The 10,778-nt window shown below is 58.1% G+C and carries 12 protein-coding genes; 6 read left to right on the top strand and 6 right to left on the bottom strand.

Features of this window, described 5'->3' with window-relative positions; all coding sequences use genetic code 11:
• Positions 1-61: 61 nt before the first annotated feature.
• The 6 genes from FN633_RS07590 to FN633_RS07565 all read right to left on the bottom strand — a co-directional run bounded on the left by FN633_RS07590 (position 62) and on the right by FN633_RS07565 (position 3,854).
• On the bottom strand, positions 62-391 hold the full coding sequence (locus FN633_RS07590; protein ID WP_154057296.1) for a DUF1493 family protein: 330 nt from the start codon (positions 389-391) through the stop codon (positions 62-64).
• Positions 376-837, bottom strand: coding sequence for an STM2901 family protein (locus tag FN633_RS07585; RefSeq protein WP_154057295.1), 462 nt, complete (start codon positions 835-837; stop codon positions 376-378). Before FN633_RS07585 ends, FN633_RS07590 begins: the two co-directional genes overlap by 16 nt.
• A 171-nt stretch (positions 838-1,008) precedes the next feature.
• The gene (modC, locus tag FN633_RS07580; RefSeq protein WP_154057294.1) at positions 1,009-2,067 is read right to left on the bottom strand and encodes a molybdenum ABC transporter ATP-binding protein ModC; all 1,059 of its coding nucleotides are present in this window, start codon (positions 2,065-2,067) and stop codon (positions 1,009-1,011) included.
• A gap of 3 nt (positions 2,068-2,070) precedes the next feature.
• Positions 2,071-2,760, bottom strand: a complete 690-nt coding sequence (gene modB / locus FN633_RS07575) for a molybdate ABC transporter permease subunit (RefSeq protein ID WP_042392210.1) — start codon at positions 2,758-2,760, stop codon at positions 2,071-2,073.
• Positions 2,757-3,533: a molybdate ABC transporter substrate-binding protein gene (gene modA, locus FN633_RS07570; protein WP_154057293.1), complete on the bottom strand. Its 777-nt coding sequence runs from the start codon at positions 3,531-3,533 to the stop codon at positions 2,757-2,759. The genes modB and modA overlap by 4 nt, the downstream gene beginning before the upstream one ends.
• 171 nt (positions 3,534-3,704) lie before the next feature.
• Positions 3,705-3,854, bottom strand: coding sequence for an AcrZ family multidrug efflux pump-associated protein (locus FN633_RS07565; protein ID WP_144813437.1), 150 nt, complete (start codon positions 3,852-3,854; stop codon positions 3,705-3,707).
• 127 nt (positions 3,855-3,981) lie between these two features.
• Here FN633_RS07565 and modE point away from each other — a divergent pair, with 127 nt between their 5' ends.
• The 6 genes from modE to galM all read left to right on the top strand — a co-directional run bounded on the left by modE (position 3,982) and on the right by galM (position 10,766).
• Positions 3,982-4,770, top strand: a complete 789-nt coding sequence (modE, locus tag FN633_RS07560; RefSeq protein ID WP_154057292.1) for a molybdenum-dependent transcriptional regulator — start codon at positions 3,982-3,984, stop codon at positions 4,768-4,770.
• 72 nt (positions 4,771-4,842) lie between these two features.
• Positions 4,843-6,315, top strand: coding sequence for a molybdate ABC transporter ATP-binding protein ModF (gene modF, locus FN633_RS07555; protein ID WP_154057291.1), 1,473 nt, complete (start codon positions 4,843-4,845; stop codon positions 6,313-6,315).
• Positions 6,316-6,507: 192 nt separating this feature from the next.
• Positions 6,508-7,524 carry a UDP-glucose 4-epimerase GalE gene (gene galE / locus FN633_RS07550; RefSeq protein WP_154057290.1) on the top strand — a complete coding sequence of 339 codons (1,017 nt, stop codon included), beginning with the start codon at positions 6,508-6,510 and terminating at the stop codon, positions 7,522-7,524.
• A gap of 10 nt (positions 7,525-7,534) precedes the next feature.
• Positions 7,535-8,581, top strand: a complete 1,047-nt coding sequence (gene galT, locus FN633_RS07545; protein ID WP_154057289.1) for a galactose-1-phosphate uridylyltransferase — start codon at positions 7,535-7,537, stop codon at positions 8,579-8,581.
• Between the two features lie 2 nt (positions 8,582-8,583).
• Positions 8,584-9,732, top strand: a complete 1,149-nt coding sequence (gene galK / locus FN633_RS07540; RefSeq protein WP_154057288.1) for a galactokinase — start codon at positions 8,584-8,586, stop codon at positions 9,730-9,732.
• A complete protein-coding gene (galM, locus tag FN633_RS07535; protein WP_154057287.1) occupies positions 9,726-10,766 on the top strand; it encodes a galactose-1-epimerase in 1,041 nt (346 codons plus the stop codon). Before galK ends, galM begins: the two co-directional genes overlap by 7 nt.
• Positions 10,767-10,778: the final 12 nt, after the last annotated feature.

Raw genomic sequence — 10,778 nt, 5'->3', positions numbered from 1 at the left:
TTAATATTAAAATAACAAATGCCCATCAATTGGGCATCTAAAATGAACATTAATGTGTTATTCAACTATATAACCAACGCCCAGCTTTAGCACTTTCAACGAGCATACCAACTGTTAGTGGCTTATGCGGATCAGGTTCTTTACTTCCAAGATACTCTGGATTTAGATAGTTAAGTATCTCAAATCCTTCTGAATCTACGTTCCAACGCTTGAAGTACTCTTGTAATAACTCTTCGCTGTCTTCGAAAACGAGCTTGAGATCATCCCTGATGCTCGTATCAAGCGTGATAGTTCGCTTTGGCCCAAAAATAAAATACTTTTTAGGATTATATTCCTGATCGATGAAATTAATAATCTCTTTCTCGATATCTCTCATTAGAAGTACGTCCACTGAATGCGGTCTTTAGGAGTCACTACACGGTTATAGGTATCTCTAACATCTCGTTGAATGTCATAAATCGTTGTAAATGTAATAGCCCAACCGAGCCAAGGTACATTACGACCGACGAAACGCCCCAAGTTATTGGTGGAGCTAAAATGTAACGAGGTGATGGTTTTACCTGTCAGTGTTGGTAATCTGATCTCACGTGGCAGTTTATAGTTCAGCCATGTGCTGATGTACTTGGAGGCAATTGATGTTCCTGGAGTTGTCCCACGAGGTTTACCCCTCGTAGTTAAAATTGGTTGTCCTGATATAACCAGTGCAGCATCAACCGCTGAGATCCCCAGATGATCGCTCACAACGGCGATGGTTATAGCCCACCATAGCTGTTGTGGTGTTAGGTTTGATAACCCGCCGTAGAAGTACGTACCATTCAATGTTTCAGTAGTATCCATTTACTCGCTCCGTCTAACCATGACGAATAATTATACAACGCACAATACTTTCGTTCTAACTACCGATTTTGATGATGACGCAGTTGTCTATGTACCATTTCACCCATTTCAAAATCAAAACTGGTCAATGACATATAGACTAAAGTACTGAGTGGCACCTACCTGCTGTAATCAGGTGGTGATCGAGACGCTCTTGATCTGCGCGTAGAGCCACAGGCCAGGCTTGATGCCCAGCTCATCCCTGGCCCACGGGCTGATACGCGCCCAGAGCGTGCGGCTGCCCACCTCCAGCTGGACTTCAACCTGGCCCTGGTCGTCGTAGCACTGGGCCACCTTCGCTCGCAGGATATTGCGGATGCTGCTGTTGACCGGCGGCTGCAATACCAGCGACACGTCCGAGGCCTGAATGCGGATGCGCAGCGCCGTCTGTAGCGGGCTGTCGAGCTTGTTGACCCACAGGTGCTGATCGCCCAGCGCCAGCGCGGTCATGGCATAGTGCGGATGGTGCTCCAGCACGCTGACCTTCAGCACGCTGCTCTGCTGCTCTGGTGGCAGCCACGGATTCATCACCCGGCTGCCCCAAATATCCTCCAGGTTGCCAAAGGCTTTCACCTCGCCAGCTTCCAGCACCATCACTTTATCGGCAAGATGCAGGATCTCATCCAGCGAGTGGCTGACGTAGAGCATCGGGATATTGATCTCCCGCGCCAGCCGCTGTAAGTAAGGCAGCAGCTCGCGCTTGCGGGGGATATCCAGCGAGGCCAGCGGCTCGTCGAGCAGCAGCAGCTCTGGGGCGGTGAGCAGCGCCCGGCCAATCGCCACCCGCTGTTTCTCTCCGCCAGAGAGGCTGCCCGGTAGCCTGTCGAGCAGCGGCTCAATGCCCAACAGACCCACCAGCCGGTCAAACTGTCCGGCCATGCTTTTCGCCATGCCGTAGCGCAGGTTGCCAAGCACCTTATAGTGCGGAAAAAGCCGCGCGTCCTGGAAGACGTAGCCAATCCGTCGCTTCTCCGGCGGCAGGCAGATTTTTTTCTCGGTATCGTTCAATACCCGCTCGTTGAGCACGATGCGCCCCTGCTGCGGGCGCGTCAGGCCACCGACGGCGTTAATCAGCGAGGTTTTTCCGGCCCCGGAGACGCCAAAGATGGCGGTGATGCCGCTGGCGGGCAAATTCGCCTCAACGCGCAGCCGGTGCGTGCCGAGCGTCTGGGTAAAATCGAGTTCTAACATGATCTATCTCCCCGTCCGCTCGCGGCTAAGGCGCGCCAGCCATTCGGACACCAGCAGCGAAATCAGCGCCAGCACAATGGAGATCAGGCAGAGCCGCGCCGCCGCGCTTTCGCCGCCGGGGGTCTGGATCAGGGTATACATCGCCGACGGAATGGTGCGCGTTTCGCCGGGGATGTTAGAGACAAAGGTAATGGTCGCGCCAAACTCGCCAAGGGAGCGGGCAAAGGCCAGCACCGTCCCGACAATAATGCCCGGCAGGGTGAGCGGCAGCGTGATGGTCATAAAGACCCGCCAGCGTCCGGCCCCAAGGGTACGCGCCGCCTGCTCCAGCTTGAGGTCAACCCCCTCCAGTGCCAGGCGAATGGCCCGCACCATCAGCGGGAACGACATCACCGCCGCCGCCAGCACCGCGCCGCGCCAGCTAAAGGCAAAGGTGAGACCAAACCAGTCGTAGAGCCACTCGCCGATGATGCCCCGGCGACCCATCGCCACCAGCAGCAGGTAACCTACTACCACGGGAGGCAGCACGAGCGGGAGGTGCAGCAGGCTATCGAGTAGGGCTTTGCCTGGAAACGTACAGCGGACCAGCAGCCAGGCAAAGAAGATCCCAAAGGGCAAGCTGAAGAAAACAGCCAGGGAGGAGACTTTCAGGCTCAGCAATACCGCCTGCCATTCGGGATCGGTCAATATCATTCGTGCGTCGTAAATCCGTAACGTTTAAAGATTTCAGAAGCCTGCGGGCCCTTCAGATAGTCATAAAACGCGCTTACCGTGGCGTCTTTATGCCCGTCGATGATAGCCAGCGGGTATTCCACCTTTTTATGCGAATCTTCCGGGAAGGTGCCGACCACCTTCACACCCTTGCTGGCGACCGCATCAGAGCCGTAGACAATGCCCAGCGGGGCTTCGTTGCGCTCTACCAGCGCCAGCGCGCCACGGACGTCCTCTGCCGGGGCAAGCTTCGGCGACAGCGTATCCCAGGCTCCTAACTTCTGTAACGCCTCTTTGGCGTAGATACCTGCCGGGACATGCTCCGGATCGCCTACCGCCAGACGGCCGCCCTTCAGCAGGCGGGTCCAGTTGGTTTTATCGTTAATCGCGATCTCACCCTGGGCGCTCGCTTTTGGCGCAACCACCACCAGGCTATTGCCAAGCAGCGTTTCACGGCTGGCGGTATCAATCGCTTTCTTCTCTACCGCGTAGTCCATCCACTTCTGATCGGCAGAGATAAAGAGATCGGCAGGCGCACCGGCCTCAATCTGACGTGCCAGCGTTGAGGAGGAGGCAAACGAAGAGACAATCTTCACTTTTTTCTCTTTCGTATAGGCGGTAGCGATATCCTGCATCGCATTCGTCAGCGACGCGGCAGCAAATACCGTGACTTTTCCCTCGTCAGCCAGGGCATGGCCTACGAGTGAGAGCGTTAATGTTGCGCCTGCTAACAAGCGTAATCCCGAACGTGCCATATCTGACTCCTGTGAGTAACGTTATATACTTCACAATATAACGATAACCCTCGGGTTTTTAAGGGTTAATTTGTACCGCTTAAGCGGTAACCCTGATGTAAAACAGATATCGGCAACGGATAAAAAAGCTTGAATAGCAAAACGCCCGCAGCAGCGGGCGTTTTTAAGAAACTAGCGGGACTCTCTGGACCGATCTTTGTGACCAATGCCGGAAAAAATGTTAAACACTTCGCCGAGGCCGTAGATTGCCCCCAGAATGATGGCCATCACCACGGGTACCATGATCACCGCGAATGCCAGACTTTTCAATAACTCTAACATGGTCTACTCCAGATATAGTGAAGTTATCATTCTAACCTGGTGGCGCGGAATTACACGTCCCTTTTGTGCGATGCCCATTGCGCCGGTGCGCATTTACGGCACAATACCCCTTTTGCAAGGATTGACTATGCAGGCTGAAATCCTCCTTACCCTCCGGCTCCAGCAGCGGCTGTTTGCCGATCCCCGACGCATTACTCTCCTCAAACAGATAGAACAGACCGGCTCCATAAGCCAGGGCGCAAAGAACGCTGGCATCAGCTATAAAAGCGCCTGGGACGCCATCAACGAGATGAACCAGCTCAGCGAGCAGCCGCTGGTTGACCGCGCAACCGGCGGTAAAGGCGGCGGCGGTGCGCAGCTTACGCGCTACGGCCAGCGGCTGATCCAGCTCTACGAGTTGCTGGCGCAGATCCAGCAGAAAGCCTTCGACGTGCTCAGCGACGACGACGCCCTGCCCCTCAACAGCCTGCTGGCGGCCATCTCTCGCTTCTCATTGCAGACCAGCGCCCGCAACCAGTGGTTCGGCACGGTCACCGGCCGGGAGCTTTCCCAGGTTCAGCAGCACGTCGACGTTCTGCTTGCGGACGGCACTACCCGGCTGAAGGTCGCCCTGACCGCCCGCAGCGGTGAGCGTCTCGGCTTAGACGAGGGCAAAGAGGTGCTGGTGCTGTTAAAAGCGCCGTGGATCAATATTACTCAGGATAGCGCCGCTGCCGACGGGGCCGATAACCAGCTGCCGGGACGCATCAGCCATATTGAGCACGGCGAGGCGCAGAGTGAAGTGTTGATGACCCTCCCGGACGGGCAGACGCTGTGCGCCACCGTTGCGCGGGAGCAGGCGGACCGGCTGGTGATAGAGAGCGAAGCAATCGCCTACTTCAGCGCTGATCGGGTTATCGTCGCCACCCTCTGCTAAGCCGCCAGCATTGACAATCCCATCGGCAGCACGTATCTCTGTGCACTACTGCTGCAAAAAATGGGATACGTCATGTCGTTATTGCATATTTCGCAAGGCACGTTTCGTCTTAGCGATACACGCACGCTCGCTATCAGCGACCTCACCCTGCGTGCCGGAGAAAGCTGGGCCTTTGTCGGCACCAACGGCAGCGGCAAATCGGCCCTCGCCAGAGCGTTGGCCGGTGAGCTTACCCTGCTCAAAGGCACGCGAGAGAGCACCTTCGCCCGCGTCACCCGCCTCTCCTTTGAGCAGTTGCAGAAGCTGGTCAGCGACGAGTGGCAGCGGAACAACACCGATCTGCTCAGCCCCGGCGAAGAGGATACTGGCCGCACCACGGCACAGATTATCCAGGATGAGGTGAAAGATCCGACACGCTGCGCCGAGCTGGCCGCCCGCTTTGGTATTAGCGCCCTGCTCGATCGCCGCTTTAAGTACCTCTCTACCGGCGAAACGCGCAAGACCCTGCTGTGCCAGGCGCTGATGACCAATCCCGAGCTATTGATTTTGGACGAGCCTTTTGACGGGCTGGACGTCGCTTCTCGCAGCCAGCTGGCGGATCTGCTGGGTCAGCTCAATGCCCAGGGTATCACCCTCGTGCTGGTGCTTAACCGCTTTGATGAGATCCCAGATTTTGTCGCCAACGCCGGGGTACTGGTGGATTGCACCCTGAACGAAACCGGCGCAAAGCAGGCTCTGCTGGAGCAGGCGCTTATTGCCCAACTGGCACACAGCGAGACGCTGGCGGGCGTGGCTCTGCCGCCGCCGGATGCGCCCCCCGCTCACCATCTGCTGGCGGCAGATACCCCGCGTATTGTACTTAACGATGGTGTGGTCTCCTACAACGATCGGCCCATCATTAACCATCTGAGCTGGACCGTGAACCCCGGCGAGCACTGGCAGATTATCGGCCCCAACGGCGCGGGCAAATCGACCTTGCTTAACCTGATTACGGGCGATCACCCGCAGGGTTACAGCAATGACCTGACGCTGTTTGGCGTACGTCGTGGCAGCGGCGAGACCATCTGGGATATCAAAAAGCATATCGGCTACGTCAGCAGCAGCCTGCATCTGGAGTATCGGGTCAGCACCACGGTGCGTAACGTGATCCTCTCCGGCTACTTTGACTCGATTGGCATCTACCAGGCGGTGTCGGATAAGCAGCAGAAGCTGGTCCAGGGGTGGTTAGATATCTTAGGTATCGATGCCCGCACCGCCGACGCCCCTTTCCATAGCCTCTCCTGGGGACAGCAGCGGCTGGCGTTGATCGTCCGAGCGCTGGTTAAGCACCCTACCCTGCTGATCCTCGATGAGCCTTTACAGGGGCTCGATCCCCTTAACCGCCAGCTGATCCGTCGATTTGTTGACGTGCTGATAGGCCAGGGAGAAACCCAGCTGCTGTTCGTCTCCCATCATGCTCAGGACGCTCCCGCCTGTATTACCCACCGGCTGCATTTCGTCCCCGAAGGTGATAGCTATAACTACCAGATCGACCAACCGGCTTAGGCCGTTTGGTTGCCATTTTTCAGACCAGGCGCATAAGTGCGCTTTAATTGCTTGATTTTACATAGCATTTGAAGCGCCATTTCCGCTGCGTTTTTTTAGTGTAAGCGATTCCACTACTTTCGTTCATGTCACACTTTTTACATCTCTGTTATGCTATCGTAATTAGATAACATAGGGTTAATGGAGCCAAATATGCGAGTTCTGGTTACAGGTGGTAGCGGTTACATTGGGAGTCATACCTGCGTACAGCTGTTACAAAACGGTCACGACGTCGTTATCCTCGACAACCTCTGCAACAGTAAGCAAAGCGTCCTGCCGGTCATCGCCCGCCTGGGCGGTAAAGAGGCTACCTTTATCGAGGGCGATATCCGTAACGAAGCGCTGCTGGCCGATGTGCTTCGCGAGCAGGCTATCGATACGGTGATCCATTTTGCTGGCCTGAAGGCAGTGGGCGAATCCGTAGCGAAGCCGCTGGAGTACTACGATAACAACGTTAACGGCACCCTGCGCCTCGTGGCGGCTATGCGTGCGGCAAACGTCAAAAACCTTATCTTTAGCTCATCAGCTACGGTCTACGGCGACCAGCCGAAGATCCCCTATGTGGAGAGCTTCCCCACCGGTACGCCGCAAAGCCCCTACGGCAAGAGCAAGCTGATGGTGGAGCAGATCCTCACCGACCTGCAAAAAGCCGATCCGGAGTGGAGCATTGCCCTGCTGCGCTACTTCAACCCGGTTGGCGCGCATCCGTCGGGCGATATGGGTGAAGATCCGCAGGGTATCCCGAACAACCTGATGCCCTACATCGCTCAGGTGGCGGTAGGCCGCCGTGAGTCTCTGGCTATCTTTGGCAACGACTACCCGACCGAAGACGGTACCGGCGTGCGCGACTACATCCACGTGATGGATCTGGCCGACGGCCACGTGGCTGCCATGCAGACGCTGGCTGGCAAAGCCGGGGTGCATATCTATAACCTGGGCGCAGGCGTGGGCAGCAGCGTGCTGGACGTGGTTAACGCCTTCAGCAAAGCCTGCGGCAAACCTATTACCTATCACTTTGCCCCGCGCCGCGAAGGCGATCTGCCCGCCTACTGGGCCGACGCCAGCCGCGCCGATAAAGAGCTGAACTGGCGCGTCACCCGCTCTCTCGATGAGATGGCGCAGGACACCTGGCGCTGGCAGTCACGTCACCCGCAGGGCTATACGGATTAAGGAGGATCCTATGACACAGTTTAACCCGGTCGATCACCCCCATCGCCGTTACAATCCGCTGACCGGTCAGTGGATCCTGGTTTCACCTCATCGCGCCAAGCGTCCGTGGCAGGGCGCGCAGGAGACGCCGTCTCAGCAGACGCTGCCGACGCACGATCCGGACTGCTTCCTTTGCCCAGGCAATACCCGCGTCACCGGCGATAAAAACCCGAACTACACCGGCACCTTCGTGTTCACCAACGACTTTGCCGCCCTGATGAGCGATACACCGGATGCGCCTGAGAGTGACGATCCGCTGATGCGCTGCCAGAGTGCCCGCGGCGTTAGCCGGGTGATCTGCTTCTCGCCGGACCACAGCAAAACGCTACCGGAGCTGAGCCTCCCGGCGCTGGAAGAGGTCGTCCAGACCTGGCAGGCGCAGACCGCCGAGCTGGGTGAAACCTACCCTTGGGTGCAGGTGTTCGAGAATAAAGGCGCGGCGATGGGCTGCTCTAACCCGCATCCGCACGGTCAGGTATGGGCCAATAGCTTCCTGCCCAACGAGATCGAACGGGAAGACCGTCTGCAGCGGGACTATTTTTCCGCCAACGGCACACCGATGCTGCTGGACTACGTGAAGCGCGAGCAGGCCGACGGCAGCCGCACCGTGGTCGAGACCGAGCACTGGCTGGCGGTGGTGCCCTACTGGGCAGCCTGGCCGTTTGAGACACTGCTGCTGCCGAAAGCCCCGGTGCTGCGCATTACCGATCTCAGCGACGACCAGCGCAGTGACCTCGCCCTGGCCCTGAAAAAGTTAACCAGCCGCTATGACAACCTGTTCCAGTGCTCCTTCCCCTACTCCATGGGCTGGCACGGGGCACCGTTTAACGGCGAAGAGAATTCACACTGGCAGCTGCACGCCCACTTCTATCCGCCGCTGCTGCGCTCCGCGACGGTGCGTAAGTTTATGGTCGGCTACGAGATGCTGGCGGAGACCCAGCGCGATCTGACGGCGGAACAGGCCGCCGAGCGCCTGCGAGCGGTCAGTGATATCCATTTTCGCGAATCAGGAGTTTAACCATGAGTCTGAAAGAAAAAACACAATCTCTGTTTGCTGAGAAATTCGGCTACCCTGCCACGCATACGTTTCAGGCTCCGGGCCGCGTCAACCTGATCGGCGAACATACCGACTACAACGACGGCTTTGTGCTGCCGTGCGCCATCGACTACCAGACGGTGATCAGCGCCGCGCCGCGGACGGATCGCACCGTGCGCGTTATCGCCGCCGACTATGACAACCAGACCGATGCGTTCTCGCTTGATGCGCCGATCCTTGCCCACGACAGCCAGCAGTGGTCGAACTACGTTCGTGGCGTGGTGAAGCACCTCCTCAACCGCGATAAGAGCTTTGGCGGCGCGGATCTGGTGATCAGCGGCAACGTGCCGCAGGGAGCAGGTTTAAGCTCGTCGGCCTCGCTGGAGGTCGCTGTGGGTACGGTCTTCCAGCAGCTTTATCACCTGCCGCTGGACGGGGCACAGATTGCCCTCAACGGCCAGGAGGCGGAGAACCAGTTCGTGGGCTGCAACTGCGGCATCATGGACCAGCTGATCTCGGCCCTCGGCAAAAAAGATCATGCTCTGCTGCTCGACTGCCGCACGCTGGGAACCCGCGCGGTCTCCATGCCGCAGGGCGTGGCGGTGATCATCATCAACAGCAACTTCAAACGCACCCTGGTTGGCAGCGAGTACAACACCCGCCGCGAGCAGTGTGAAACCGGGGCGCGCTTCTTCCAGCAGCCTGCCCTGCGCGACGTCTCTCTGGAGCAGTTCAACGCCGTGGCCGCCGAGCTGGATCCGCTCGTTGCCAAACGCGTGCGCCACGTGCTGACTGAAAACCAGCGCACCCTGGAAGCGGCCGACGCGCTGGAAAAAGGCGATCTGCAGCGGATGGGCGAGCTGATGGCGGCATCCCACGCCTCCATGCGCGATGATTTCGAGATCACCGTGCCGCAGATCGACACCCTGGTGGAGATTGTTAAAGAGACCATCGGCGATAAAGGCGGCGTGCGTATGACCGGCGGCGGCTTCGGCGGCTGCATCGTGGCGCTGGTGCCGGAAGCGCTGGTGTCTCAGGTTCAGGACGCGGTAGCGGCACAGTATGAAGCCAAAACCGGTATCAAAGAGACTTTCTACGTCTGCAAAGCATCAGAGGGGGCTGGACAGTGCTAAACGAAACCCCTGCGCTGGCCCCTGACGGGCTGGCATACCGCTTGATCACCCTGCGCAACGGCGCGGGGATGGTAGTTACCCTGATGGACTGGGGCGCGACTCTGCTCTCTGCACGCGTGCCGATGCCGGACGGTTCGGTACGTGAGACGCTGCTGGGCTGCAATACGCCCCAACGCTACGTGGAGCAGACCGCCTATCTGGGCGCATCGGTAGGACGCTACGCCAACCGCATCGCCAAAAGCCGCTTCATCCTTGACGGGCAGAGCTATTCGCTGCTGCCGAGCCAGGGCGAAAACCAGCTTCACGGCGGCCCGGAAGGCTTTGATAAGCGCCGCTGGCGCATCGTGCGTAAGAACGACAGCGAAGCGCTGCTGAGCCTGACCTCCCCCGACGGTGACCAGGGTTACCCTGGCAATCTGAATGCCAGCGCCCTCTTCCGTCTGACGGAGGATAACCGCATCTCGATTGAGTACCGCGCTACCGTGGATAAGCCCTGCCCGGTAAACCTGACCAATCACGCCTACTTTAACCTTAACGGCGTGCAGTCGGACGTGCGCGACCACCAGCTGCAACTGCTGGCCGATGCGTACCTGCCGGTGGATGAAACCGGCATTCCCTATCAGGATCTGAAGGCGGTTGAAGGCACCAGCTTCGACTTCCGCCAGCCGAAAACCATCGCGGATGATTTTTTACAGGACGACGATCAGCGGAAAGTGAAGGGTTACGATCACGCTTTCCTGCTGCAGGCGAAGGGCGATGTCAGCCAGCCCGCGGCGCACCTCTGGTCGGCGGATAAGAAGCTGCAGATGAGCGTCTATACCACTGCGCCAGCGCTGCAGTTCTACTCCGGCAACTATCTGGAAGGCACGCCTGCCCGCGAGCAGGGCGAGTACAGCGCGTATCAGGGGCTGGCCCTGGAGAGCGAGTTCCTGCCGGATAGCCCGAACCATCCGGAATATCCGCAACCTGATGCCACCCTGCACCCCGGCGCGGAGTACGTGAGCGTCACCGAGTATCAGTTTATTCCGCAGTAGTTGGATACGCCC

Origin of the sequence: Pseudescherichia vulneris (assembly GCF_902164725.1) — a bacterium.
Classification (GTDB): domain Bacteria; phylum Pseudomonadota; class Gammaproteobacteria; order Enterobacterales; family Enterobacteriaceae; genus Pseudescherichia; species Pseudescherichia vulneris.
Note: the sequence above shows the minus strand (reverse complement) of the source record. Positions and strands in the feature narration are given on the sequence as shown.

Coding starts and splice junctions, on each gene's coding strand:
- modC (WP_154057294.1), bottom strand. CDS start 2,067: ATGTTAGAACTCGATTTTACCCAGACGCTCGGCACGCACCGGCTGCGC.
- modB (WP_042392210.1), bottom strand. CDS start 2,760: ATGATATTGACCGATCCCGAATGGCAGGCGGTATTGCTGAGCCTGAAA.
- modE (WP_154057292.1), top strand. CDS start 3,982: ATGCAGGCTGAAATCCTCCTTACCCTCCGGCTCCAGCAGCGGCTGTTT.
- FN633_RS07585 (WP_154057295.1), bottom strand. CDS start 837: ATGGATACTACTGAAACATTGAATGGTACGTACTTCTACGGCGGGTTA.
- galT (WP_154057289.1), top strand. CDS start 7,535: ATGACACAGTTTAACCCGGTCGATCACCCCCATCGCCGTTACAATCCG.
- modA (WP_154057293.1), bottom strand. CDS start 3,533: ATGGCACGTTCGGGATTACGCTTGTTAGCAGGCGCAACATTAACGCTC.
- modF (WP_154057291.1), top strand. CDS start 4,843: ATGTCGTTATTGCATATTTCGCAAGGCACGTTTCGTCTTAGCGATACA.
- galE (WP_154057290.1), top strand. CDS start 6,508: ATGCGAGTTCTGGTTACAGGTGGTAGCGGTTACATTGGGAGTCATACC.
- galK (WP_154057288.1), top strand. CDS start 8,584: ATGAGTCTGAAAGAAAAAACACAATCTCTGTTTGCTGAGAAATTCGGC.
- FN633_RS07565 (WP_144813437.1), bottom strand. CDS start 3,854: ATGTTAGAGTTATTGAAAAGTCTGGCATTCGCGGTGATCATGGTACCC.